The organism is Mycobacterium sp. SA01 (genome assembly GCF_041287105.1).
Lineage (GTDB): Bacteria > Actinomycetota > Actinomycetes > Mycobacteriales > Mycobacteriaceae > Mycobacterium.
Map to the genome: position 1 here is coordinate 282,732 of NZ_JBGGNO010000018.1, position 24,979 is coordinate 307,710.

Below are 24,979 nucleotides of genomic sequence, written 5' to 3' on the forward strand. Positions count from 1 at the left end.
CGCCCGATACTCTGCACCCGTGAGCTCCGATGTCGTCGTCCGCCGCGCCCGCACCTCGGATGTCGCGGATATCAAGCGTCTGGTCGACATCTACGCGGGCCGCATCCTGCTGGAGAAGAACCTGGTCACCCTCTATGAGGCGGTCCAGGAATTCTGGGTGGCCGAGGTGGACGGCGAGGTCGTCGGATGCGGGGCGTTGCACGTCCTATGGGCCGACCTCGGTGAGGTCCGCACGGTCGCCGTCGACCCGAAGGTCAAGGGCCGCGGTATCGGCCACACGATCGTCGACCAGCTGCTGACGGTCGCCCGCGAACTGCAACTGCAGCGGCTGTTCGTGCTGACCTTCGAGACGGAGTTCTTCGCCCGGCACGGTTTCGCCGAGATCGAAGGCACCCCCGTCACCTCCGAGGTGTACGACGAGATGTGCCGGTCCTACGACATCGGTGTCGCGGAGTTCCTCGATCTGTCGTACGTCAAGCCGAACATCCTCGGCAACACCCGGATGCTGCTCAAGCTCTGACGCCCAAACCGACGTTTGGCCGCGTTTGTGCGAGTGCACACCGGCGAAACGTCGATCTCGGCGCTAGAAGTTGTCGTCCTCGTCGTCGTCCTCGGCACTGCCGCCGCGGATCAGCATCAGCGTCGCGGCGAGTTCATCAGGCTTGACCAGCACTTCGCGGGCCTTGGAGCCTTCTGAAGGTCCGACGATGTTGCGGGTCTCCATCAGATCCATGAGCCGGCCGGCCTTGGCGAAGCCGACCCGCAACTTGCGCTGCAGCATCGACGTCGAGCCGAACTGTGAGGACACCACGAGTTCGACGGCCTGCAGGAAGACGTCCATGTCGTCGCCGATGTCGGGGTCGACGTCGGTGCGCTCACCGCTGGGCTTCGCCGCGGTGACGCCTTCGGTGTACTCCGGCTCGGCCTGGTCCTTACAGGCCTGCACGACGGCGTGGATCTCCTCGTCGCTGACGTAGGCACCCTGCAACCGCTCCGGCTTGGAGGCGCCCATCGGCAGGAACAGACCATCGCCCATACCGATCAGCTTCTCGGCGCCTGGTTGGTCGAGGATGACCCGGCTGTCAGTCAGCGACGACGTCGCGAACGACAGCCGCGACGGCACGTTGGTCTTGATCAGACCGGTGACGACGTCGACCGACGGCCGCTGGGTGGCCAGCACCAGGTGGATGCCGGCCGCGCGGGCCTTCTGGGTGATCCGCACGATCGCCTCTTCGACGTCACGCGGCGCGGTCATCATCAGGTCGGCCAGCTCGTCGACGACGGCCAGGATCAGCGGGTACGGCTTGTACACGCGCTGGCTGCCCAGCGGCGCCGTGATCTCCCCGGAGCGCACCTTGGCGTTGAAATCCTTGATGTGGCGCACCCGGGAGGCCTGCATGTCCTGGTAGCGCTGTTCCATCTCCTCGACGAGCCACGCCAGCGCCGCGGCCGCCTTCTTGGGCTGGGTGATGATCGGCGTGATGAGGTGCGGAATGCCTTCGTAGGGCGTGAGTTCCACCATCTTCGGGTCGATGAGGATCATTCGCACTTCTTCAGGGGTGGCACGCGCCAGCAGCGACACCAGCATCGAGTTGACGAAGCTGGACTTTCCCGAGCCGGTGGAGCCGGCCACCAGCAGGTGCGGCATATCGGCCAGGTTCGCCGAGACGAAGTGCCCCTCGATGTCCTTGCCCAGCCCGATCACCAGCGGGCGGTGGTCGCCGCGGGTGGACGGCGCGGTGAGAACGTCTGCCAGCCGGACCATTTCACGGTCGGTGTTGGGCACTTCGATGCCGACGGCGGACTTGCCGGGGATCGGCGCGAGGATGCGGACGCTTTCGGTGGCCACCGCGTAGGCGATATTGCGTTGCAGCGCAGTGATTTTCTCGACCTTGACGCCGGGGCCGAGTTCGACCTCGTAGCGGGTCACAGTCGGACCCCTGGTGCAGCCGGTGACTGCGGCGTCGACCTTGAACTGGTGCAGGACGTTCGAAATCGCGTCCACCATTTGGTCGTTGGCCGCGCTGCGCCGCTTCGGCGGGTCGCCGGCCACCAGGAGATCCAGCGACGGCAGCGTGTACGGGCCCTCGACCACACGATCCAGGACCTTGGTCTCCTGCGTGGCGGTGTCCGGCGTGGGCTCCGGCTTCGGAGTTGCCTTCTTGCGCCTCGCCTTCACCGGCTCGGGTGCCGTCGGCGCATCCTCATCGAGCGGATAGTTGTCCAGCGGTGTGCCGACCGGCCCCTGTTCGCCGGGCCAGGCCGGCGCCTCGTCGGTGTACGACCGCGGATCGTCGTAGTAGCCGTCGGAGAAGTCCTCCGGCTCCGCGACAGCGAGGTCCTCGGGCTCCTCGTCGTCGTAGTACTCGTCGTCATCGTCGTAGTGGTCGCGCGTGCTGAACATCGCGTAGAGGGTTTCCGGCACCTCGCGGATCGTCGTGCCGGTCAGCAGCAGCAGCCCGAACAGCGCGGCGATGATCAGCAACGGTGTGGCGATCCACGGGGTCAGCCCGTCGGACAGTGGACCGCCGATGGCGAAGCCGACGAAGCCGCCCGCGCGTTGACGCGCCGCGGGATCCTGGGGCGAACCCGACCAGAGATGCCACAGCCCCAGTACCGGCAGGGCGACCATCGCGCACCCCAGGATCAGGCGGGGCCGGGCGTCGGGATTGGGTTCGGTGCGCATCAGAAGGACAGCGATGGCGCAGATGATGACGGGCAGTAGAACGACGGCTCCGCCGACCATCGTGCGCAGCACAGAGTCGATCCAGGCGCCGACCGGCCGGGCGGCGTCGAACCACGAACTCGCGGCGATCACGACCGCGACCGCCAGCAGCCCCAGCGCAATGCCGTCGCGGCGATGCCCGGGCTCGATGTCGCGGGCTCGACCGACCGATCGGGCGGTCGAGCCCGCCCCCTTGGCCAACATCAGCCAGGTCGCCCGCGCTGCGCGTCCCCCGGTCGCGGCCGCGGTGGCGACCGGCGAGGAGGTGCGCTTCTTGGCAGGCTTGCGCCGCGGGGCCGGCTTGGCCGACCGCGTCGCACCCTTTGACCTGGTCGTTCGCGCGCTTGAGCGAGCGGCCGTCTTGTTCGCCATGCGGGGAAGCCTAGTCGCATGTGCCCCATCTGCACCATCCGCAACACCCGTTCCACGGCGCGTCGTTGCCAGACTGCGACAAACGCCGGCTGAGGTCGATTTCGGGCACCCCGCGCCGCTGACCGGGACCCCTTCTCGTGGCATTACAAAGCAGGGCTAACGTAAGCGCCGTCACACTTGCCCCGAAGAGCTGAGGAGCCCCGCTCATGCCCGTCGTCGTCGTTGCCAGCTTCACCGTCAAGCCCGAATCCGTCGACGCCGTGCGCGAGGCCTGCAAGAAGGCCGTCGCGGAGGTCCACGGCGAGCCCGGCTGCGACCTCTACGCCGTCCATGAGGGCGACAAGACGTTCGTGTTCGTCGAGCAGTGGGCCGACGAGGACGCCCTCAAGACCCACAGCACCGCGCCCGGCGTGACCGCGCTGTTCGGCGCGATCGGTGAGCACCTCGACGGTGCTCCCGACATCAAGATGCTCACCCCCATCCCGGCCGGCGACCCGGCCAAGGGCCAGGTTCGTCCCTGATCGTCATGGGTGAACTCGACGGCAAGGTCGCGCTGATCACCGGCGCGGCCCGCGGCCAGGGCCGAGCGCATGCGGTGAAGCTGGCATCGGAGGGCGCCAGCATCATCGCGGTGGACCTCTGCGACCAGATCGCCAGCGTCCCGTATCCGATGGCCACGCCGGAGGACATGGCGGCGACCGTCAAGCTCGTCGAGGACACCGGAGTGCGGATCGTCGCCCGCGAGGCCGACGTCCGTGACCGGACGGCGCTCAAGAACGCGATGTACCAGGGCATCGAGGAACTCGGCCGGCTCGACATCGTGATCGCGAACGCCGGGATCGCCCCGATGGCCGACGACGGCGCCTGGCAGGACGTCCTCGACGTGAACCTCACCGGGGTCTATCACACCGTCGACGTGGCGATGAAGCCGATGATCAAGAAGGGCGACGGCGGCGCGATCGTGCTGACCAGCTCGGTGGCCGGCCTGGTCGGCATCGGCGCGCCGGTCGCGGGATCGCTGGGCTACACGGTCGCCAAGCACGGCGTGGTAGGCCTGATGCGGGCGTACGCGAATTTCCTTGCCGCATTCAATATTCGGGTCAACTCGGTGCATCCGGCCGGAGTGAACACCCCGATGATCGACAACGAGTTCACCCGCTCCTGGCTCGAAGGTTTCGCCCAACAGATGCAAGGCGGCCCCGACATGAGCAATGCGCTGCCGGTCCAGACGCTGGAACCTGAGGACATCGCCAACGCGGTGTACTACCTGGTGTCGGACGCGGGCCGCTACGTCACCGGCGTCACGTTGCCCGTCGACGCAGGGTTCACGAACAAGCGTTGAGGCTCGCCGCGGTCGGTGATAACAAAGATTCCGTCGCGTACGACCACCTCGGCACCGACGATGTCATGTGTCAGTGCCGATGCCATGAGTTCCTGATCGTGGCTGCGCGCCACGGCTCGGCGGCCGTCGGCCAAATCGACCACGACGATCGCCCGCTCGGGCCGATCACTCTCGAACACAACGGTATACGCGACAACCCGGCCGCTTCCCTGCGGGTCAATGGCGACTGGCAGCTGCGGTTCTTCGTCGGCGACTGCTTCTGTGACGTCGATGGTCTCGAATGTGTCGGGCGGCGCGTCGGCGGTGATCACCAAGGCCCCTTGCTTGGAGTACAGACCACTCACACTGCTGACGAGTGCGGCGTGCGCGCCCGAGGTGGTCAATCGCTGTGCCGCCGCGGCAATGGCGTGCAGGACATAGCTGTTGAGCGGACCACCGGCAAAGGACATCCCACCGGTCAGGGTCAGATCACGTCCCGCCGGCACCCGCAACGCTTCGGCTGCGATGAACACCGGCGCGGGGAACGCCGAATAGAGATCCAGCAGCTCGATCTCGGAAACATCCCGATTCATCCGGTGCGAAATCGTGTCGCCGATGATGCGCATTGCCGCCGGCTGACTCAACCGGGTTCGGCCGGCCACCGGCACAACGTGATTGGACTCGACCGCCACGGCTGGATAGCACCGCGCACTGTCGGGGATGCCGAGTTCTTCGGCGTGGCGGTGGGTTGTGATGAGCAACGCGCACCCTTGATCGACGGTCCAGGTCGTCGCCAACAACTTGGTGTAGGGAAAGGCGAGCATCGGATTGTCGGCCGACGGGTTGCGCAGCTCGTCGGGACGATAGCCCTTGGTGCGCACCGCATCCGGGTTGTGCTGAGCGACGGCGGCGAAACGCGCGTATACCCGCGCGAGTTCATCGCGATGCTCCTCGATGCCCTGGCCGTTCTGACTGCGCCAGAAGCTGTCGATCAACGCGTAGTACGCGGGAGTAGCCGAAAGCCCGGCGGCCACCTCGGCGGGATGTGACATGCTCTCGTCGAAATCCGGAGAGGTCAGCGACTCGTCGGGCACGACGCCCGCCGCCTGAGTGGTGACGTGCGGGTCGTGCCCGCCGGCGACTGCTCTCACCTTTCGATAATGAGCCTCGCCACCGATTACCAACGCCACGTGGTGAGTGCCGCTTTGGACGGCCCGACAGGCATGGCTGACCAGCGTCTGCTGCATGACGCCGATGTGAGCGAGGACAGTGTGCGCGGCGCCGGCGCCGATCCATTCACCCACCAGACGCGCGGGATCGGCGTACCGGGTCAGGCCCGCGGTAGCACCAATCCAGTCCACGTCGGCGGCGTCCACGCCCGATGCCTGCAGCGCCCCGCGCGCGGCGCTCGCCATGAGTTCGGCCGCTTCCTGACCGTCGCGAGGATCACCGTCACGGCGGCTCACCGCATGCCAGCCGACCAGAACCGGAGTCGACGGGTCGATGGCTGACACGCAAGCTGTCTACCACACGCTGCACTACGATCGGGTGACGATGACACCCGATCTGGAGCTCACCAGCGTCCCGGCCTGGGCCGTCGAACCAACCTGTCCGACCGCCGATCTCACCGGCCGGTACTGGACGGTGCTCGCTGTCGGCACCGACGCGGCCGCCGTCGCCGCACGGTGGGTCGATGAGATCCACGCCGCCCATCCGGACGCCCGGCCCCGGGTGCATCAGGTCGCCGACGTCGAGGCGGCGTGTGCCGCGCTGGACGCCGACCTCGAGGAGGCGAAAGTCGGCTGGCGGCTGCTGCTGGCCGGCCCCGCGTACGCGTGTCTTCGCATCCGCGCCCGCGCCTTCGAACTCGGCGCCGCCGACGACGAAATCACCGTCGCGAGTACCGAAGTGGCCACCCGCGAGGTGTACTGCGCGCACTGCCGGATCACCACCACGGCGGCGACGGGATTGTCCGAGGAGATCACCTGCCCCGGCTGTGCACGCCGACTGTTCGTGCACTACCACGTTTCTCGCCGGATCGGTGCTCACCTCGGATTCGCGACGACCGCCGACACCACGCCATGACCAAGCTGACGTTGCACGTCGTCGCGATCGACGACACGGTGCCCGGAATCAGGACTTTGAACCTGGCCCGTGCCGACGGTGCGGCGTTGCCATCGTTCACGCCCGGCAGCCACGTGGTGATCGAACATGCCGGCGGGGCCAACGCCTATTCGCTGACCGGGGACAGTGTTGCGCCTCGCCACTATGTGGTGTCGGTGCTGGAATGCCCTGCGGGCCGGGGTGGCTCGCGGTGGATCCACCGTGACCTGAGCGTGGGCGATGCCGTCGTCGTGCACCCGCCGCGCAGCGCCTTCGCCCCCGTTCTGCGAGCCCGGCGACACCTGCTGATCGCTGCGGGCATCGGCATCACCCCGATGGTGTCGCATCTGCGCAGCGCGCGACGCTGGGGTCGAGATGTGCGGTTGCTCTACATCTTTCGGGACGGCCGAGGCGCGTACGTCGACGAGATCCGGTCATTGACCGAGAACGCCTCGTTCTTCACCGACCGGACGGTCTTCCTCGCCGACCTGACAGCCACACTGGCCGCCCAGCCCTTCGGCACGCACGCCTACCTCTGCGGTCCAAGCCAGTTCATCGACGACGTCGTGGCTGTCGCCACCGAGCTGGGCTGGCCCCGGGGGCGCATCCACGTCGAACACTTCGGCGGAGAGCTGGCACCCGGTGATCCGTTCGAGGTCGAATTATTCTCCGATGGAAGCACTTTCACCGTCGAATCAGGTGTCTCGCTGCTGGAGTCGTTGACCGCACACGGATACGTCATTCCCAATCTGTGCCGGCAGGGCGTGTGCGGCGAATGCCGGGTTCCGGTTCGCGGCGGGATGGTGCTGCACCGCGACCTCTTCCTCACCGATGACGAACGCCGCGACTCCATGATGGCCTGCGTCTCCCGCGGCTCCGGCCGGGTGGAGTTGGACCTGTGAGCGGGCTGGTGTCGGCACCGGATCTGGTTGCGTCCTTCCCATTTCCGTATACGGCCGACTCGTACCGGTACAGCACCAATATCGCGCCTGCCCGCACGGTGGTCACCACCGCGACCGGGCAGTGGGGCGGCCGGGTGGTCGACATCGACAGCGAGTACACCCTTGAACTCGCCGAACGCCGACGCATCCTGGCCGCCGATCCATCCCGGCATGCGGTGTTGCCGCACATGGGAATCGCGTGCTGGGACACCATGCTGACGTTGATGTCTGAGCTCGCCAACTCGTATCCGGCGGCGATGTCCCTGAGCCGCGCCGGCGACACCTGGTGCTGGCGCAACGAATTGCTCGGTATCACCCAAGAATTCGTGGCCGGCGATGAATCAAGCCTGCCGTGCGATCCGCTGGCCTACATCGCCGGGCAGGTGCAGGAGGACATCGTGTTGCTCGACCAGCGTGACGGCGACCTGTTCGCCGACGCCGGTGTGGTCACGTTCGCCGCGGGCTGGTCGTTCGGCTTCGACGTCGGGATGACCTTCCTGGAGATCCACGGACCGGTCCCCCGGTTACGAGAGACCGGGGTGATCACCCGGGCCCGGGAGTTCCTGATGCGATTGCAGGTCGGCGGCATCTACCGCCGGACCAACTGGTCGATGACCGTCGGCAGACGGCTCGACGTATCCACCGAAGCCGTCCCGCAGTGGCTGCCCGACCGCGCGCACCTGGACGCCGTCGATGACGACACGTTCGGCCGGCTCATCCACCTGCGGGTGGAGGTCCAGCACCTGATCCGGCTGCCCGAGTCAGGTGCGATCTGCTTTCTGATCCGCAGCTACATGCTGCCGCTGGCCGACATCGCCACTGTCGACGAGTGGCGGGTGCGCACCGCAGCGGTGTTGGCCGAATTGCCGGACGACATGGTCGATTACAAGGGACTGAGTCCCTATCGGGACCGCGCGGTCACCTGGCTGCGCTCGCGCTGAATGCCCGGGGCCTGCACCGCGGAGAACGCGGCGGCGACGGTGAGCACGAGCATCGTCACGAGCGGCCAGATCGCCGGCGCCCCTTCGGCGATGAGGCCGAGGGTGAAGCCGGCAACAATCATTCCCAGACTGATGACGATGTGGGTGCAGCTGATCAGCACCGCCGCGTCCGCACTGTCGGCATGGTCGAAAATCCAGTCGTAGGCGGCGGGCAGCAGCGCCTGATTGGCGACCGCCGAGAGCAGCATCGCAGGCCCGAACGCCCACAGCCCCGGCACGATATGCCACTGCTGCGCAGCGATACACAGCGCCGCCGCGGCCATACTGATCAGTGCGCTGCACAGGTAGACACCGCGGGCACCGAACTTCCGGCGCACCACCCGCCACAGCGGAATGCCGATAAGCAGTCCGACACCGACGAACACCAGGAACTGGTCGACATTGAGGCTGGAGCCGAGGAGTTCGGCCGCGTAGATGGCGTAGAAGGTGGGCGTCAGGATCACCGGGGTGAAGACCAGATTCGTTGTCAGGAAACGCCGCAGCCACCGATTGGCCCGTAACTGCGAACGTCCTTGGCGCAACGTGTCGACCATGCGTGCCGGCCCCTTGGCCAGCTGCACCCCGGGCGTGCGCAGCGTCGCGCAGCACAGGGCGCCCACCACCATGGCCGCCACCGAGATCCAGAGCAGATCGGCGTCGTGCCATCGAGGAAAGTCGGGCAGCAGACGTCCCGCGGTGAAGGCGGTAATCAGAACTACCAGCGCGCCACTGTATCCGGCCTGTTTCAGCATGACGTCGCCGCGTTGTTGAGCCGACAGCAGCGCCGACATCGCCATCGGGGAGACCACCTGCGAACTGCCAGTGACGATGCCGATGAGCAGACACACCAGCAACAACGGATACGCGAACAGCCATGGCGGCGCCAGTGCGATGTCGAGTGCGACCAGCGCGGTGAGCGCTGCTTGGGCCAAAGCGACTCCGACCAGCAGCCCCGTGACCGAGTCGGTGAGGCGTAACACTTTGGGCCCGAGGACTGTTCCCAGCATGGTTCCGACGGTGAAGGCCGGTGCCAGCAGTGCCACCACCACGCCCGGACTGCCGAGCTGGTCGGCGATGTACGGGATGACAGCCGAGATGCTGCTCACCTGGACGCCTACTTTGAAGAACGTCCCCTGGGTGAGCAAAGCCAGATAGTTTCCGCTCCGCACGGAGCCCGCCATAAGCAGCAGAGCTTATCCGCTACCAGGCGGGCCGGTCAGATTTCGATGACCGTCGGCACGATCATCGGCTGGCGGCGGTAGGTCTCCCCCACCCACTTTCCGATGGTGCGGCGCACCGCCTGCGCGATGCGCACCGGGTCGGTGACATTGTCGGCGGCAAGCTTTTCCAGCTCGGCTTCGACCTTGCGGGCAGCGGGCTCCAACGCCTTGGGGTCCTCGGAGAACCCCCGCGAATGCAGCTGCGGCGGTGCCACTGAGCGCCCGGTCTCCCGGTTCAGCACCACCGTGGCGGCGATGAATCCCGAACTCAGGATGAGCCGCTCGCCCAGTGTTGCCTCGCCGACATCACCCATGATCAGGCCGTCGACGAACATCTTGCCCACCGGAACCGCGCCGGCGATCGAGACCCGGCCGCCGACCAGGTCCACGCTGACGCCGCTCTCGGCCACCACGATGTTCTCTTCGGGCACGCCGCTGCGGGCGGCCAGCTTGGCGTTGGCGCGCAGCATCCGCCAGGTGCCGTGCACCGGCATTACGTTGCGCGGCCGTACCCCGTTGTAGAGGAACAGCAGCTCACCGGCGTAGGCATGGCCCGAAACATGGACTCGCACTTGTTGATTGGTGACCACCCTGGCACCGATCTTGGCGAGGTCGTCGATCACCCCGTAGACGGCCTCCTCGTTGCCGGGGATCAGCGACGACGACAGAATGATCAGGTCGTCGGAGGTGATCGTGATGCTGCGGTGCTCTCCGCGCGACATCCGGGACAGCGCCGCCATCGGCTCGCCCTGCGTGCCGGTGGTGATCAGCACCACCTGCCCGGGCGTCATCTCCTCGGCCATCGCGATGTCGACGACGTCGCGATCCTCGACATGCAGGAAACCCAACTCGCGGGCGATCGCCATATTGCGCAGCATCGAGCGGCCGACGAACGACACCCGCCGGCCCAATGCGATTGCGGCGTCGACGATCTGCTGCACGCGATCGACATTGGAGGCGAAGCAGGCCACGATGATCCGCTGCCCTTCGGCGTTGCGCATCAGCCGGTGCAGGTTGGGGCCGACCTCGCTTTCCGAAGGCCCCACGCCGGGGATTTCGGAGTTGGTCGAGTCGCACAGGAACAGGTCCACCCCGGCATCACCGAGGCGGGACATGCCGGGCAGGTCGGTGGGGCGCCCGTCGGGCGGCAGCTGGTCGAGTTTGATGTCACCGGTGTGCAGGACGGTTCCGGCGCCGGTGTGGATGGCGATCGCGAGCGCGTCGGGGATGGAGTGGTTGACCGCGAAGTACTGACATTCGAACACCCCGTGGGTGCTGCGCTGGCCCTCGGCGACCTCGACGAAGACCGGGTTGACCCGGTGCTCGCGGCACTTGGCGGCCACCAGCGCGAGGGTGAACTTGGAGCCCACCACCGGGATGTCGCCGCGCAGCTTGAGCAGATACGGGATCGCGCCGATGTGGTCTTCGTGGGCATGGGTCAGGACCAGCGCCTCGATGTCGTCGAGGCGGCCCTCGATGTGTCGCAGGTCGGGCAGGATCAAGTCGACCCCGGGTTCGTCGTGGTTGGGGAACAACACCCCGCAGTCCACGATCAGCAGCCGGCCGAGATGCTCGAAAACAGTCATATTGCGGCCGATTTCGTTGATGCCGCCCAGCGCGGTCACGCGCAGACCTCCAGGGGCCAGCGGCCCGGGAGGTGACAGCTCTTCGTTCATCGCAGGACTGCTGCTGCGCGGAGTTCGGCGGCCAGTTCGTCGAGCTGCTCGGCGGTGGCGGGCACCTGCGGCAACCGCGGATCGCCGACGTCGATGCCCAGCAGATGCAGCCCGGCCTTGGCGAACGTGACACCGCCCAGACGAGTCTGCGGGGCATTGAGCGGCGCCAGCGCCACAGCGATCTTGCGCGCGGTGGCGATGTCACCGGAGTTGAAGGCGCTCAGCATGTCTCGCAGCTGACTTGCCGCCACATGACCCCACACGCTGACGAAGCCGATCGCGCCCATCGCCAGCCACGGCAGGTTCAGCGCATCGTCGCCGGAGTAGTAGGCCAGCCCGGTTTCGGCCATGATCTGCGCGCCGCCGTGCAGATCGGCCTTCGCATCCTTGACCGCGACGATGTTGGGGTGCGCCGCCAGCGTGCGCATGGTGTCCCACTCGATCGGGACGACCGAGCGCGGCGGGATGTCGTACAACATCACCGGCAGGTCTGTCGCATCGGCGACGGTGGTGAAGTGCCCGATCAGACCGGCTTGCGGCGGGCGCGAGTAATAAGGCGTGACGACCAGCAGACCGTGCGCGCCCTCGGCGGCTGCGGCCTTGGCCAGGTGCACGCTGTGCGCGGTGTCGTAGGTGCCGGCGCCGGCCACGATGCGGGCCCGGTCACCGACCGCCTCGAGCACAGCGGCAAGCAACGCTCGCTTCTCGTCATCGGTGGTGGTCGGGGACTCCCCGGTGGTACCGGACAGCACGAGTCCGTCGCATCCGGAGTCCACGAGGTGGGTGGCCACCCGCGCCGCGACGACGGTGTCGAGCGTGCCGTCGGGCTTGAACGGAGTCACCATTGCGGTCAGTACGGTGCCCAACTGGGCGCTGACATCGATTCCGCTGGTGCTCACGGACGTCTAGATTACCCGCTCCGCTCACACCTCTGTCGCCAGCGGGGACGTCGCGACCTCCGTGCCGTCGGCCAGTTCGGTGATCTCGAAATCGGCGAAGACGGCGGGCGCGGCGTCGCGCAGTTCCCGCAGGCAGGCAATGGCAAGGCGGCGAATCTCGACGTCGGCATGTTCACTGGCCCGCATCGCGATGAAATGCCGCCAGGCCCGATAGTTGCCGCTCACCACGATGCGGGTCTCGGTGTCGTTGGGCAGTACCGCGCGGGCCGCCTGCCTGGCTTGTTTGCGGCGGAGAACAGCTGTGTTCTCGCCGGGCTGACCGGCCATGAACTTCGCTTCCAGCCGGTTCAGCAGTTCGAGGTAGGCCGCCCTGCTGGCGTCGGCCGCCGTCAGCAGGATCTGCTGGAGTTCCGGATCGTCCTCCAGACCCGGCGGCACGACCACCTGGGCGTCGTTCTCGGGCACATACCGCTGCGACAGCTGCGAGTACGAGAAATGCCGGTGCCGGATCAGCTCGTGGGTGCAGGACCGGGAGACGCCGGTGATGTAGAACGTCACCGACGCGTGCTCGAGGACCGAGAAATGGCCGACGTCGATGATGTGCTTGAGATATGACGCGTTGGTCGCGGTCCGGGGGTTCGGCTTGGACCAGCTCTGGTAGCAGGCGCGGCCGGCGAACTCGACGAGCGCCTCACCGCCGTCGGCGTCGGTGTCCCACGGCACGTCGGCGGGTGCCAGGAACTCGGTCTTGGCGATCAGCTGCACGCGCAGCGGCGCGGTCTCGGCCACGGGCTCACCTTAGTGCGCCTCGGACCCGTCGCCCGTCAGATCCCCGGCATAGCGAATCTGATTCCCGCCGCTGCGTTTGGCCTCGTACATCGCGGCATCGGCGCGGGCGATCAGCCATTCGATCAGTTCGAGTGGTTTCAGCGCGGGCGCGCGGATCACCGTCGATGCCAAACCCAGGCTGGCGGTCACACCCCACGGCGCGGCGGCGATGGCCGTGCGCAGTTCTTCGCTGCTCTCCCTGGCTTGCTCCGGGGTGGACAGCTGCGCGAAGAGGAACTCCTCGCCCCCGATTCGGGCGATCGCGGTGTTGGTTCCGCTGACGTCTCGGAGGCTGTCGGCGACAGCGACCAGAACCCGGTCGCCGGTCGGGTGGCCCAAGGTGTCGTTGAGCGTTTTGAAACCGTCGAGGTCGATCATGGCGATTGTGAAGTACGGCCGAGATCGGTAGTCGGCGTGCCGCAACAGGGTCTGCGCCGACCGGAAGAAGCCGCGTCGGTTCGGCAAGCCGGTGAGGGTGTCGGTCGAGGACTTCAGGGAGTCGACCGACAACCAGTGGACGATTACCTGACCGCAGAAGGGGACAGCCAATATCCCGCCGCACAGGATCAGCAATTTGGCCACCGCCATCGCGGTATCGCCCGCCATGGCGATGCGTGCGGCGCTGACGGCGGCGGTCGCCACGCCCGTCCCGAGGGTCAGAACCAGAAACGGTGCGGTGTGGAAGAAGGCGACGTATCCGGCCAGCCCGACGAAGGCGACCGCGCCGACCATGGCGGTGCGGGGGTCCGCCTCGGCTAGGACACCCACGGCGATGCACGCATTACCTGCGATCGAAAACACCTGCGACTGAATACGAGTCGGCCACCGCCGGAGGTACGACACGGCTATCGCGGCCAGGACGGCACTGGCCCCACAGGTGAGGGCGCGCTGCACCGGGGTCTGCGGGCCCGCGGGGCTGGCCAGTGCCAGCGCATTGGCGGCGGCGATGGTCGCCAAGACGGCGAACATCAGCCAGCGCATGAACGTCAGCAGGCGGCGCGCTTTGAGGTAGGACGTCAGCCAGTCGTAGTGGTCGGGTTGTCGCCACCACAGGCCTATGCCATGCACTTGTCCCCGCGCCCCCAAGCTGTGATCGTGATTGCTCCTGATGGTAGTGATGTCGCGGGGATGCGTGAGCACCTTCCCTCAGGTCACTGAGCAATGCCGAAGGAGTCAGATGCCAGACGCACGCTGGGGCAGCGATATCGACGCCGCTGGTTATGCCGGTCACCGGGGCCTGCAGTACTCCCCTCGGCCAGCCACATTCGCGCAGGTGTTCGCCGACGCGCAGCGCTGGGCCGAGCGCACCTTTCTGGTCCACGGCGAGCACCGCATGACGTTCACCGCGTTCAGCGAGGCGGTGAACGCGGGAACCGCCGCCCTGCGCGACGACGGCGTAAAGCCCGGCGATCGAATCATGCTGTACGCCTATAACAGTCCGGCGTGGGTGGTCGCCCTGTGGTCGGCGTGGCGCAGCGGCGCTGTCCCGGTACTCGCCAATCGCTGGTGGAAACAGACCGAGGTCGACCACGCCATCGAGCTGCTCGATCCGCATCTCGTCATCTCCGACACATCCCTTCAGAGCGTGGCGGCGGCGAAGACACGAGACATCGCTGCATTCACCGACGGCGGCCTCGCGTCCCCCACGGTCGCCTCCTCTGAAATCGAGGATCCCGACGCGACCTCGGTGATCCTGTTCACCTCTGGCAGCTCCGGCCTTCCGAAGGCGGTCGAACTGTCCCGGCGCGCCGTCATCGCCAACCAGCACAACGTGCTGGCGGTGACCAAACGCCTACCGCATCAGCTCAATCCTGATGCACCCCAGGTGGTCTCGTTGGCGAGCACCCCGATGTTCCACGTCGGCGGGCTCTCGAATCTGTTGAGCAACTACCTCACCGGCGGTCGGGTGGTCATTCCCGAGGGACGGTTCGACGCCGGTCAGATACTCGCGTTGATTGAACGCGAGGGTGTGCACAGTTGGGGGGGTGTTCCGACCATGGCGATCCGGGTGCTCGAGCACCCGGACTTCGACTCGTTCGATCTGTCGACCCTGCGGTCATTCCCGCTCGGCGGAGCGGCGGTACCCACCGCGCTGCTGGACCGGATGCGGGTCCGGCTGCCGCAGCTCGCCGGCCGGGGACTCGGAAACACCTGGGGCATGACCGAATCCGGCGGATTCCTGACCGCCGCGACGGGCCGCGACCTGCAGCAGTATCCGGGTACCGTCGGACGCCCCTACCCGGTCGTGGAGCTCGTCATCGACCGCCCGGATGCCGACGGAGTCGGGGAGATCCTCGCGCGCTCGCCAACAGTGATGAACGGCTATGTCGGTATCGACGACGGAACCGTGGACGACGAGGGCTGGCTGCACACCGGCGATCTCGGCCATGTCGTGGACGGTTATCTGTTCATCGACGGTCGCGCCAAGGACATCGTCATCCGGGGTGGCGAGAACATCGGTTGCGGCCATGTGGAAGCCGCTCTGTCGTCCCACCCGGCGGTTGTTGAGGTGGCCGCCATCGGACTGCCACACCCCGACCTCGGCGAGGAGCTGGCTGCCGTGGTGGTCCACCGTCACGGGCAGGCTGCGCCGACGGAGAATGAACTTCGCGCCCATGTGTCGGATGTGCTGGCGCACTTCGCGATTCCGACCCGCTGGCACATCAGCACCACCGCCCTGCCGACGCTTCCTGGCGAGAAGATCGACAAGAAGCGCCTGGCCGCACGATTCAGCTGACGCAGTTCCACCGCAACGAGATCGACACCAGGGCTGCTGATCGGCGAGGATCACGACCATGGTGGCGGTCTGGGCGCCTACAGGGCCTTGCCCAGCGCCCCGACCAGGTCGCCGCGGGTGCCGACCGTGACGCTGCCCAACCCGAGCCAGGCCGCCATGCTCTGCAGTTCGGCAGCCAGCCTCGGCGCGACCACCGTCGGACTCTGCCCCGGCTCGGTGAACGCTCCGACCACGTTGAGCGCGTCGTTGGCGCGTTCGGCCTTGAGGTCGACACGTCCGACGAGACGCCCGTCGAGCAGGAACGGCCACACGTAGTAGCCGAACTGTCGCTTGGGTTCTGGCACGTAGATCTCGATGCGGTAGTGAAAGTCGAACAGCCGCTCGAGGCGCGGCCGGAAGAAGATCAGCGGGTCGAACGGACACAGCAGCGCCGTGCCCCGATCCACCCGCGGCACCGTGACCCCCGGTGCCAGGTACGCCGGCGCCGACCAGCCGTCGACCTCGACCTCCTCGATCGCACCCTCGGCAACCAGCGCGGCGACCGCGGGCTTGCTCTGCTTGGGACTCAGCCGGAAATAGTCACGCAGATCCGGTTCGGTGGCCACCCCGAGCGCACCGGCGGCGCGCTGCACCAATTCCTGCACCGCCTCGTCATCGTCGACCTCGCGGGCCAGAACGTGCGGTGGCAACACCTTCTCGGTGAGGTCGTAGTGCCGGGCGAACCCGATCCGCGTCGCCGTCGTCAGCGCTCCCGACGACCACAAGGCCTCGGCCACCCACTTGGTGTCGCTGCGATCCCACCACGGACCCTTGCGCCGCGCGCGTTCCCCTTCCAGGTGCGCTTCGATCTGGCCGGCCGTACTGGGCCCGAGTTCGTCGACGGCAGCCAGCACGTTGTCGGCCAGCCGAGGGTTTTTCTTGACGATCTCCTGACCCCAGCGGCCGTGGGCGTATTCCCGCATCCGCCACCGCATCAATGGCCAGTCCTCGACCGCCATCAGCGCGGCCTCGTGCGCCCAGTATTCGACCAGCAGCCGCGGCGCCCGGGCGCTGTGGCTCCACGCCGCGGCGTCGAGGACGCTGCGATCGTAGGGGCCGAGCCTGCTGAACACCGGTGCGTAGTGCGCGCGCACCGCCACCGACACCGAGTCGAGCTGCAGCACTTGGATGCGGCTGACGAGTCGGCGCAGATGCGCGCGGCTGACGGACCCGCGCGGCTTGGGTTCGGCGAAACCCTGAGCTGAGACGGCGACGCGGCGGGCTTGGTCGGCTGACAGCCGGGTCATGCCCGCAGGTAGCTGAGAAATCGGTACCGCAGTCCCGAACTACTGGCCCGCCAGTCCCCCGACGTGCCGATCCAGGATTCGTCGAGAACCGGAGCCAGGGCGTCCTCGTCCTCCGGGCGCAGGTCGATCTCCACCTCGGTCACCTCACAGCGGGTCGCCACCGGCAGCGCCAGGTGGTAGACCTCCGATCCGCCGATCACCCACATATCGTCATCGGGCACGTCGTCCAACGCGCCCACCACCGTCGCTCCGTCAGCCATGTAGTCAGCTTGCCGGGTGAGTACGACATTTTTCCGGCCGGGCAGTGGCCGCACCGAGCCGGGCAGCGACTCCCAGGTGCGCCGACCCATCACGACGGTGTGTCCCATCGTGAGCTCCTTGAAGCGGGCCAGGTCCTCCGGGAGGCGCCACGGAATGCCGCCGTCGCGGCCGATGACCCCGGAGGGCGACTGCGCCCAGATCAGGCCCAAACCCGTCATACGGCGACGGGCGCTTTGATCGCCGGGTGTGGATCGTAGTTGCGGATCTCGACATCTTCGTAGGTGTAGTCGAATATCGAATCACGTTGAGCGAGAACCAATTCGGGGTAAGGGCGGGGATCGCGCCTCAACTGTTCGGTGACCTGCTCGACGTGGTTGTCGTAGATGTGGCAGTCACCGCCGGTCCAGACGAAGTCGCCGACCGTCAGCCCGGCCTGGGCAGCCATCATGTGGGTGAGCAGCGCGTAGCTGGCGATGTTGAACGGAACCCCCAGGAACAGGTCGGCGCTGCGCTGGTAGAGCTGGCAGCTCAGCCGCCCGTCGGCCACGTAGAACTGGAACAGCGCATGGCAAGGCGCCAGCGCCATCTGCGGGATCTCACCGACGTTCCAGGCCGAAACGATGATCCGGCGGCTGTCGGGGTCGGTGCGCAGAAGATCCAGCGCGGCGCTGATCTGGTCGACGTGCTCACCTGACGGGGTCGGCCATGACCGCCACTGCACCCCGTACACCGGTCCGAGATCGCCGGTGGCAGAAGCCCATTCGTCCCAGATAGTGACGCCGTGCTGCTGCAGCCATTCGACGTTGGATTCGCCGCGCAGGAACCACAGTAGCTCGTAGACCACCGACTTCAGGTGCACCTTCTTGGTGGTGATCAGCGGGAATCCGGCCGACAGGTCGTAGCGCAACTGGTGGCCGAACAGACTGCGGGTGCCGGTACCGGTGCGATCGGATTTCGGTGTGCCCTGCTCGAGCACAAGTCGCAGCAGATCCTCGTACGGCGTGGCGATCGGCACGCCGCTCAGCTTACGTCCGCAGGCAGAGAGTACAAACGAAGCCATGCCGACCATCTCTGACACCGTCACCACCGCCGATGGAACCTGTCCGGTCATCCTCGCTGTTCCCGACGGCCAGGGCCCGTGGCCCGGTGTGATCCTGTATCCCGATGCCGGTGGCACCCGCGCGACGTTTGTCGACATGGCGGCCCGGCTGGCCGACCTGGGGTACGCCGTGTTGGTGCCCGACGTGTACTACCGCAGCGGCGATTGGGCGCCCTTCGACATGGAGACGGTATTCAGCGACAAAGCCGAGCGGCAGCGGCTGTTCTCGATGATCGGCAGCGTCACGCCAGACGCGATGGCCGCCGACGCGCGGGCGTTCTTCGACTACCTGGCCGGCCGCCCCGAGGTGACCGGCGAGGCGTTCGGCACGACCGGCTATTGCATGGGTGGGCGCACGTCACTGACGGTCGCCGGCCGGGTGCCCGAACGCGTCGCCGCGGCGATGTCGTTTCACGGCGGCGGGCTGGCCTCCGACGATCCGGACAGCCCGCATCTGCTGGCCGACCAGATCACGGCGGCGGTCTATGTCGGCGGAGCCCAGGACGACGCCTCGTTCACCACGGCCCAGGCCGACACCTTGGACAAGGCGCTGACGGCGGCCGGCGTCGACCACACCATCGAGTGGTATCCGGCCGCCCACGGCTTCGCGGTCCCCGACAACGCGCCTTACGACGAGGCAGCCGCCGCGCGGCACTGGGATGCGATGCGGGACTTCTTCGCGGCCCACCTACCCCGCTGAGTCGTGCTCGTGCTTGTGTCGGGAGTGGCGCAGGCTGGCCAGCGCGCGGATGACGCCGCGTGAGGCGTAGACGGCGACGACGCCGGACAGCAGGATCAGGAATACGAACATCACCAGCCAGTTGGTCCGGCTGTGCGGCACGTTCCACCAGACGATGGTGAACAGCACCGCGCAGATGAAGACCACGATGTCTCGCCAGTTGCCCTTGTAGGACGCCGCGATCTCGCGCAGCTCGCGGCTTTTCTCGGTGGCATCGATGAGGTCGACGATCCGCACGTTGATGCTCTCGCGCAGCCTGGCGCGCAACTCGACGTCCTCTTCGGGCAGCTGGTCGAGCAGCTCGAGGTCGGCCTTGATGGCGCCGCGCACGTCAGGGCCCCGGAGATTGCCGGCGGCGACACCCAATAGCGCCCCGCCGGCAATCGGCGCGGCCCCCAGAGCGATATCAGCAATTCCCGGCATGACACCTCACGTCCTTCATCGGGCGGTTGTTGCAGATGACGGTAGGGCCGACCGGCCTGCCGGTCCAGAAAGACGTCAGATCGTGTTGCCCGGTCTCGGACGCGGACGCGTCGCGATTGGCAAGGTCGCAGGGCTGATGACGTAGTTTGACTAGGCGAGCCGATCCCGAGTGGAAGGGCGAGACCGATCCCCGTCACACGCCAGCAGAGCGACAACGCCAGGCGCCGCATCGAACGTCGGGCAGCAGATCGCCGGGCGTCCAACGAGCGCTGGCGAAGCATCCTTCTCGGCGCCACCGAGGTGTTCCGGCGGGAGGGATTTGCCCGAGCCCGGCTCGAAGACGTGGCCGCCGAAGTCGGCATCAACCGGGCGTCGCTCTACTACTACGTCGGAACCAAGGAAGAGTTGCTGCTCGCCCTCATCGAGGAGCCGGCCCGTGACATGACGCGGCACTGCCGCGCCGCGCTGGAATCCGACGCGCCGGCCGACGTCAAACTGCGTGCCGCACTGCATTGTTACGTCGACGACCTCGAGAACCATCCGGAGTTGTTCCTGCTGTTCAACGAGAGTCAGCACATCGCCGCGATTCCCGACGCAGAGGGCATCAGCAGCAACGCCGAGGATTACGTCCAAGCTCTACTCGCGATCGTCGAGGAGGGCGTCGGCACAGGGGTTTTCCGCGCCGACCTGGAGCCCCGGCTGGTGACCCACGGAATTCTCGGGATGCACAACTGGATTCATCGGTGGTACGCGCCCAGCGGGCGGTGCTCATTGACGGAGATCGGCGAGGTCTTCGCCGAGATGATCCTTTCCGGCCTGCGCCCCTGACCAGGCGTGGATAGCGCACGCAACAGTCGATTCGTCACTAAGATGCATGGACACTGCCCTCGGGGGGTCTGGCCATGCATTTTGATGTCAACCTGCGATTTCTTCACGACGCCGTGCGACCGCTGGCGCCGTACCAGGCCTCGTTCCGGCCGTGACGACACCGGTTCTGGACCTCGGCGGTCGTGTCGTCGACCGACGGAACGAACTCGCCGACCTCCGGGCCGCGGTCGACGCGGCGGGGCGCGCCGGCGGGGCGTGCCTGCTGCTGAGCGGCGCACCGGGCGTCGGCAAGTCGACGTTGATCCAAGCCTTCGGCGTCGAGGTATCCCGCGGCGGGTGCGTATTCGGCTACGGGAGGTGCCGTGCTGACGCCCCGGCGCCGTACGCGGCGTTGTCCGTCGCGCTGGGCTCGATCGTGCGCACCATGCAAGCCACCGGCCCGGCCGAACGCACCCGGTGGCAAGCCGAACTCGTCGCCGAGATGTCCGGGTTCGCGGGGATCCTCGCCGAACTCGTACCCGAATTAGCTTCGCTACTAGGCGAATTCACCAATCCCACCGAGCTCGACGCCGCCGACTCTCGACACCAGCTACACCGTGCAGTCATCCGGCTGCTCGCCGCCACTGCGTCGTATCGACCGGTGGTGCTGGCTATCGACGACCTCCAGTGGGCCGACCGGGACACGCTGTTGCTGTTGGCTGAACTGCTGACGGTGTCGCTGCGCAACGTCCTGGTTCTCGGCGCCCACCGGGAGGGCGAGTTCGATCCGGCCGGGGTCGCCCTGAAATCGGACGGCCTCCAGGCTATCCAGCTTGAACCGCTGGGCCTCGCCGACGTCGAAGAGCTGCTGGCCGATGTGTGCGGCCGCAGCGTGGAGATGGGCGACGTGGCCGCCGAGTTTCATCATCGGACAGGCGGCAACCCCCTGCACGTCCGGCAACTGTTCTACCGTGCCCAACGCGAGGGCGCGCTGGTACCGGTCGGCCCGGGCGGCCATCCACGCTGGGATCTGCGCCTGCTCACCTCGATCGAGGTGTCCGCCACCGCCGCCGAGTTCCTGGGCCGCTACCTCGACCAGCTTCGCCCGCCGGATCGGGAGGTGTTGAGTTCGCTGGCGTGCATCGGCGGCGAGTTTGACCTCGAGGACGCCATCGCGGCGGCTGCGAAGTCGCCCGACGTGGTGGCCCGCGCATTGTGGGAGTGCCTCGAACTCCGGCTGGTCGAGGCGCTCGACGCGGGTGGGCAACGGATCACCAACGCGATCAGCCGCGACGCCCGCTATCGGTTCAGCCACGATCGTGTGGCCGAAGCCGCCCGCGCGGAGCTGTCGGACGACACCTTGCGTGCCATCCATCTGCGCATCGGTCGACGGCTGATCACACTCGGGGATGACCGCGTCTTCGATGCGGCGCGCCATATCGGCCTCGCCGGCGTCGAAGCGACCGAAGAAGCGGAACGCAGCGGCTTCGTCGAAGTCGTACGGCGTGCGGCTCGAAAAGCTCGGGCGCAGGCCTCCTTTCCGCTGGCGCTCGACTACTGCCGCAATGCGCTGGACCTGCTCGGCGACCAACGCTGGAGCACAGACTTCGCGCTGACGCGAGACCTGCAACTCGACGCCGCGGACGCCGCATTGCTCGTCGGTGATGCGACGACACTCAACGCGCTGCTCGACGAAGCAGAGCGGTTCCTGCACCAGCCGCCGGACCGCGCGCGGATCGCCTATCTACGTCTCAAAGGCTGCGTCACCGAGAATCGCCTCCAGGATGCGCTCGAGACAGGCCTCCACGCTCTCCGGCAGCTCGGCGAACCCATCGCTTCCGACGCAGGCAAACCCCGGATGGGCAACGCCATCGTCCAGATGAAACTGACGATGCGGCGCTGGAGCAACGAACGCCTGCTCGCGCTGCGGCACTGCGAAGACGAGCGGGTCATCGCGCTTCACCCGATCCTCGCCGAGCTGTGCAATTTGGCGGTCCTGATCCGGCCCAACATCCTGCCGTTATTGGTTCGGAAGCAACTCGATCTCACGCTGGCGCACGGCCACACGCCCTCCTCTCCAGTGGTCATCGCCGGGTACGGAATCGTGCTGGTCTTGCTCGGCGACCACGCGGGCGCCCAGCGCTTCGGTGAGGTGGGGCGGGCACTCGCCGCGCGACCGGAATTCCGGGAGGCCCGTCCGCAGGTCGTTTTCATGTATCTCGACTACATCCATCACTGGCGCCACCCCATCCGCGACGGGGTGTCTGAGCTTCGCGGTGCGGTGGATGCAGCACTCGACCAAGGCGACCAGGAAAACGCCGGCTTCCTGGTCGCGGTGCTGCTCTCTCAGTCGTTCTGGCTTGGTCGTCCGCTGGCCGAGATCGACGCCCTCGCCAGATCCCTGATCCCGCAAATCCGTTCACAGCCCGTGCCCAGTGCCCTCTGCCAGGCCGTGCAGCAACTGTGCCTCAATTTGATGGGGCGCAGCGCCGATCCGCTCCTGCTTGCCGGCGAGAGCGGTTACGACGAGCGAGACGTGCTTCCAGCCGCGCGCAGCGAGGGCGATGCCGTGACGCTCGCCGCGGCCGCGGCCATGAAGCAGGGACTGCATTTCTGGTGCGGTGACTACGCCGGCGCGGCCGCCGCCACGCATGAGGCGATCGAGCACATCGACGGCCTGGCCGGGGTTCCTGCCTCACAATTCGTGTACCTACTCGGCGCACTTGGCATGATCCACAGCGCACCAAAGGATTCCGCGACCACTCGCTTCGTCCGTCAGGCTCTGGCGTTGCACCGCAAATGGGCGGCGGGGGCACCGGAGAATTATGCGGCATCCTATGCGCTCATTCAGGGGGCGTGGGCGCGAGCGCGCGGCCAGAACACCAAGGCCGATCGCTTTCTTCATCAGGCGATCGGACTCGCCGAGGAGCATCAACTTCCGATGGTGAGCGCGTACACCCACGAGGAGGTCGCCGCGCTCTACGCCGAAACCGGGCGGGCGACCCTCGGCGAACACATGCTGCGCAGGGCCTACCAGCGATGGCAGAACCTGGGTTTCGTGGTGCGCGCCGACAGGCTGGCACGGGAGCACCCCTGGCTACTGCGGCGCGATCTGTCGGGTTCGGGGGGTATCGATCCGGTCGGGGCACATCAGTTGCTCCACTCGTTGTCTTCCGCGCGGACGGCGGACACTCTGGCCAACATCGTTCTGGGCTCGGTGGCCGACACCACCGGCGCAGATCGCGTCCTGTTCCTCACCGGCGGGCCCGAACACCTGGAAGTTCGCGCCGTCAATGACCGCGGCGCCATCTCGATGGTGGACGGACCGTGGAACGAAGTCGCCTACGACCCGACGATCGTGCGCCGAGTGATCGACGAGGGATCACCTGTCATTGTTGCCGTTGATCGCGCAGCAACAACTCTTTCTGTGCTCGCTTCCCCGATCCGTCTGCACGACAACATAATCGGTGTTGTATACGCCGAGAAGGGCGAATCTGCAGGAGTTTTCAGCGCCGACCACAAGCAGGCGGTCGAGTTCGTGTGTGCACAAGCAGCGGCGCCGCTGTCGAACTTTCAACTCGAGGCACGACTTCGGGCCGCCGACGAGTACCGGCAGTCCCTGATGGACGTTCAGTCACGATTCGTGCCGAACAAACTCCTGCGCATCCTCGACATCGACGACCTCCGCCGCGTCCGTAGCGGCTACCGGGTCGAACGCGAGATGACGGTACTCATCAGCGACATCCGTAGCTACACCACGATGATCGAGGATATGAACGTCGCCGACGCGGGCATCCTGGCGACGGACTTTCTGCGCGCCATGGAACTACCGATCATCAGCTACAACGGCATGATCCAAGACATGCGCGGCGACGAGATCGTCGCCGTCTTCGAGTCCGAGTCCGATGCTGTCCGCGCGGGGTTGGGCATGCTGCGGTCTCTGCACGATCACAACCAGGAGCGCGCAGCACTTGGTTCCCAGGAGCTGCGGGCCGGCATCGGGATCACCACCGGCACCGTGGGGGTCGGTCTGGTTGGTGGGGTCAACCGGATGGTTCTCACCATCATCGGTGACGCAGTCAACCTCGCTGCGCGTATCGAGAGCACCAACAAGCGGTACGGGTCGGCGTTGCTGATCTCCGATCAGACCCATGCGCGGATTGCCCACCTGGCGGAGTTCGACATCCGTCGCATGGAACGGGTCAGGGTGGTCAACCGACGCCAGCAGGTGACGATTTATGAAGTCTACGAATCGGATCCGGATGAAGTGCGAGAGGCCAAGCGTGCGGCACAGCCCGCCTTCGACGAAGCCTTCGCACTGTTCGACGCGGGAGATGTCGACAAGGCCCGCGCCGCCTTCGAACGCTGCCGACAGTTGCTGCCCGACGATCCCGTTGCGCCACTGCACTTAGCTCACTGTGATGCGATGACGCGTGGCGAAATGGACCCCGGCCAAGAAATCGTTCTCCTGAGTAAGTAGTGCACTACTGCATTTTGGAAATTCGGTGAATTACTTGCGCGCTCGTCGATTTCCTCTGCCATGATCAGGCGAAACATCTACG

Annotated in this window: 21 protein-coding genes; 10 read left to right on the forward strand and 11 right to left on the reverse strand. The window is 66.8% G+C overall.

Annotated elements, in window-relative coordinates; all coding sequences use genetic code 11:
* Positions 1 to 19 precede the first annotated feature (19 nt).
* On the forward strand, positions 20 to 520 hold the full coding sequence (locus tag AB4879_RS14365; protein WP_102806535.1) for an amino-acid N-acetyltransferase: 501 nt from the start codon (positions 20 to 22) through the stop codon (positions 518 to 520).
* 63 nt (positions 521 to 583) lie between these two features.
* Here the strand turns inward: AB4879_RS14365 and AB4879_RS14370 are convergent, their stop codons facing one another.
* On the reverse strand, positions 584 to 3,097 hold the full coding sequence (locus tag AB4879_RS14370; protein WP_370508110.1) for a DNA translocase FtsK 4TM domain-containing protein: 2,514 nt from the start codon (positions 3,095 to 3,097) through the stop codon (positions 584 to 586).
* A gap of 206 nt (positions 3,098 to 3,303) precedes the next feature.
* On the opposite strand from AB4879_RS14370, the gene AB4879_RS14375 reads away from it, so the two are divergent.
* A complete protein-coding gene (locus tag AB4879_RS14375; protein WP_102806533.1) occupies positions 3,304 to 3,618 on the forward strand; it encodes a putative quinol monooxygenase in 315 nt (104 codons plus the stop codon).
* A gap of 5 nt (positions 3,619 to 3,623) precedes the next feature.
* Positions 3,624 to 4,439 (forward strand): mycofactocin-coupled SDR family oxidoreductase, encoded by an 816-nt coding sequence (locus AB4879_RS14380; protein ID WP_370508111.1) that lies wholly within the window; start codon positions 3,624 to 3,626, stop codon positions 4,437 to 4,439.
* Here AB4879_RS14380 and AB4879_RS14385 read toward each other — a convergent pair.
* Positions 4,385 to 5,932, reverse strand: a complete 1,548-nt coding sequence (locus AB4879_RS14385) for a hypothetical protein (protein WP_370508112.1) — start codon at positions 5,930 to 5,932, stop codon at positions 4,385 to 4,387. The genes AB4879_RS14380 and AB4879_RS14385 overlap by 55 nt on opposite strands.
* Between AB4879_RS14385 and AB4879_RS14390 the strand changes: the two genes are divergently transcribed.
* The 3 genes from AB4879_RS14390 to AB4879_RS14400 are packed head-to-tail and all read left to right on the forward strand — an operon-like array spanning position 5,922 to position 8,403.
* Positions 5,922 to 6,503 carry a dimethylamine monooxygenase subunit DmmA family protein gene (locus tag AB4879_RS14390; protein ID WP_370508113.1) on the forward strand — a complete coding sequence of 194 codons (582 nt, stop codon included), beginning with the start codon at positions 5,922 to 5,924 and terminating at the stop codon, positions 6,501 to 6,503. The genes AB4879_RS14385 and AB4879_RS14390 overlap by 11 nt on opposite strands.
* On the forward strand, positions 6,500 to 7,423 hold the full coding sequence (locus AB4879_RS14395; RefSeq protein WP_370508114.1) for a 2Fe-2S iron-sulfur cluster-binding protein: 924 nt from the start codon (positions 6,500 to 6,502) through the stop codon (positions 7,421 to 7,423). Before AB4879_RS14390 ends, AB4879_RS14395 begins: the two co-directional genes overlap by 4 nt.
* 5 nt (positions 7,424 to 7,428) lie before the next feature.
* Complete coding sequence (locus tag AB4879_RS14400; protein WP_370508322.1) at positions 7,429 to 8,403, forward strand: DUF3445 domain-containing protein; 975 nt, start codon at positions 7,429 to 7,431, stop codon at positions 8,401 to 8,403.
* On the opposite strand, the gene AB4879_RS14405 is transcribed toward AB4879_RS14400, so the two are convergent.
* From AB4879_RS14405 to AB4879_RS14425, 5 genes are read right to left on the reverse strand one after another with little or no spacing between them, the layout of a single operon-like run.
* Positions 8,364 to 9,623, reverse strand: a complete 1,260-nt coding sequence (locus AB4879_RS14405) for an MFS transporter (RefSeq protein ID WP_370508115.1) — start codon at positions 9,621 to 9,623, stop codon at positions 8,364 to 8,366. The genes AB4879_RS14400 and AB4879_RS14405 overlap by 40 nt on opposite strands.
* A gap of 35 nt (positions 9,624 to 9,658) precedes the next feature.
* Positions 9,659 to 11,338, reverse strand: coding sequence for a ribonuclease J (locus tag AB4879_RS14410; RefSeq protein ID WP_370508116.1), 1,680 nt, complete (start codon positions 11,336 to 11,338; stop codon positions 9,659 to 9,661).
* Positions 11,335 to 12,237, reverse strand: coding sequence for a 4-hydroxy-tetrahydrodipicolinate synthase (gene dapA / locus AB4879_RS14415; protein ID WP_102806528.1), 903 nt, complete (start codon positions 12,235 to 12,237; stop codon positions 11,335 to 11,337). Before dapA ends, AB4879_RS14410 begins: the two co-directional genes overlap by 4 nt.
* A 24-nt stretch (positions 12,238 to 12,261) precedes the next feature.
* Positions 12,262 to 13,026 carry an FAD-dependent thymidylate synthase gene (gene thyX, locus AB4879_RS14420; RefSeq protein ID WP_102806527.1) on the reverse strand — a complete coding sequence of 255 codons (765 nt, stop codon included), beginning with the start codon at positions 13,024 to 13,026 and terminating at the stop codon, positions 12,262 to 12,264.
* A gap of 9 nt (positions 13,027 to 13,035) precedes the next feature.
* Complete coding sequence (locus AB4879_RS14425) at positions 13,036 to 14,133, reverse strand: diguanylate cyclase domain-containing protein (RefSeq protein WP_370508117.1); 1,098 nt, start codon at positions 14,131 to 14,133, stop codon at positions 13,036 to 13,038.
* A gap of 109 nt (positions 14,134 to 14,242) precedes the next feature.
* Between AB4879_RS14425 and AB4879_RS14430 the strand changes: the two genes are divergently transcribed.
* Positions 14,243 to 15,802, forward strand: a complete 1,560-nt coding sequence (locus AB4879_RS14430; protein WP_370508118.1) for a class I adenylate-forming enzyme family protein — start codon at positions 14,243 to 14,245, stop codon at positions 15,800 to 15,802.
* Positions 15,803 to 15,879: 77 nt separating this feature from the next.
* Here the strand turns inward: AB4879_RS14430 and AB4879_RS14435 are convergent, their stop codons facing one another.
* The 3 genes from AB4879_RS14435 to AB4879_RS14445 are packed head-to-tail and all read right to left on the reverse strand — an operon-like array spanning position 15,880 to position 18,364.
* Entirely contained in the window at positions 15,880 to 17,088 is a 1,209-nt protein-coding gene (locus tag AB4879_RS14435) for a winged helix-turn-helix domain-containing protein (RefSeq protein ID WP_370508119.1), read from the reverse strand.
* Entirely contained in the window at positions 17,085 to 17,567 is a 483-nt protein-coding gene (locus AB4879_RS14440; protein ID WP_370508120.1) for a dihydrofolate reductase, read from the reverse strand. Before AB4879_RS14440 ends, AB4879_RS14435 begins: the two co-directional genes overlap by 4 nt.
* Positions 17,564 to 18,364 (reverse strand): thymidylate synthase, encoded by an 801-nt coding sequence (locus AB4879_RS14445; protein WP_370508121.1) that lies wholly within the window; start codon positions 18,362 to 18,364, stop codon positions 17,564 to 17,566. The genes AB4879_RS14440 and AB4879_RS14445 overlap by 4 nt, the downstream gene beginning before the upstream one ends.
* A gap of 43 nt (positions 18,365 to 18,407) precedes the next feature.
* Between AB4879_RS14445 and AB4879_RS14450 the strand changes: the two genes are divergently transcribed.
* Positions 18,408 to 19,148 (forward strand): dienelactone hydrolase family protein, encoded by a 741-nt coding sequence (locus tag AB4879_RS14450; RefSeq protein ID WP_370508122.1) that lies wholly within the window; start codon positions 18,408 to 18,410, stop codon positions 19,146 to 19,148.
* Here AB4879_RS14450 and AB4879_RS14455 read toward each other — a convergent pair.
* Positions 19,137 to 19,610: a hypothetical protein gene (locus tag AB4879_RS14455; protein ID WP_370508123.1), complete on the reverse strand. Its 474-nt coding sequence runs from the start codon at positions 19,608 to 19,610 to the stop codon at positions 19,137 to 19,139. The two genes, AB4879_RS14450 and AB4879_RS14455, sit on opposite strands and share 12 nt — an antisense overlap.
* Positions 19,611 to 19,889: 279 nt before the next feature.
* Between AB4879_RS14455 and AB4879_RS14460 the strand changes: the two genes are divergently transcribed.
* Positions 19,890 to 20,438 (forward strand): TetR/AcrR family transcriptional regulator, encoded by a 549-nt coding sequence (locus AB4879_RS14460; protein ID WP_370508324.1) that lies wholly within the window; start codon positions 19,890 to 19,892, stop codon positions 20,436 to 20,438.
* A 151-nt stretch (positions 20,439 to 20,589) separates the two neighbouring features.
* Positions 20,590 to 24,897: an AAA family ATPase gene (locus AB4879_RS14465; RefSeq protein ID WP_370508124.1), complete on the forward strand. Its 4,308-nt coding sequence runs from the start codon at positions 20,590 to 20,592 to the stop codon at positions 24,895 to 24,897.
* The last annotated feature ends 82 nt before the right edge of the window (positions 24,898 to 24,979 follow it).

Coding starts and splice junctions, on each gene's coding strand:
- AB4879_RS14370 (WP_370508110.1), bottom strand. CDS start 3,097: ATGGCGAACAAGACGGCCGCTCGCTCAAGCGCGCGAACGACCAGGTCA.
- AB4879_RS14375 (WP_102806533.1), top strand. CDS start 3,304: ATGCCCGTCGTCGTCGTTGCCAGCTTCACCGTCAAGCCCGAATCCGTC.
- AB4879_RS14380 (WP_370508111.1), top strand. CDS start 3,624: ATGGGTGAACTCGACGGCAAGGTCGCGCTGATCACCGGCGCGGCCCGC.
- AB4879_RS14390 (WP_370508113.1), top strand. CDS start 5,922: ATGGCTGACACGCAAGCTGTCTACCACACGCTGCACTACGATCGGGTG.
- AB4879_RS14395 (WP_370508114.1), top strand. CDS start 6,500: ATGACCAAGCTGACGTTGCACGTCGTCGCGATCGACGACACGGTGCCC.
- AB4879_RS14405 (WP_370508115.1), bottom strand. CDS start 9,623: ATGGCGGGCTCCGTGCGGAGCGGAAACTATCTGGCTTTGCTCACCCAG.
- AB4879_RS14410 (WP_370508116.1), bottom strand. CDS start 11,338: ATGAACGAAGAGCTGTCACCTCCCGGGCCGCTGGCCCCTGGAGGTCTG.
- AB4879_RS14430 (WP_370508118.1), top strand. CDS start 14,243: ATGCCAGACGCACGCTGGGGCAGCGATATCGACGCCGCTGGTTATGCC.
- AB4879_RS14435 (WP_370508119.1), bottom strand. CDS start 17,088: ATGACCCGGCTGTCAGCCGACCAAGCCCGCCGCGTCGCCGTCTCAGCT.
- AB4879_RS14440 (WP_370508120.1), bottom strand. CDS start 17,567: ATGACGGGTTTGGGCCTGATCTGGGCGCAGTCGCCCTCCGGGGTCATC.
- AB4879_RS14450 (WP_370508122.1), top strand. CDS start 18,408: ATGCCGACCATCTCTGACACCGTCACCACCGCCGATGGAACCTGTCCG.
- AB4879_RS14455 (WP_370508123.1), bottom strand. CDS start 19,610: ATGCCGGGAATTGCTGATATCGCTCTGGGGGCCGCGCCGATTGCCGGC.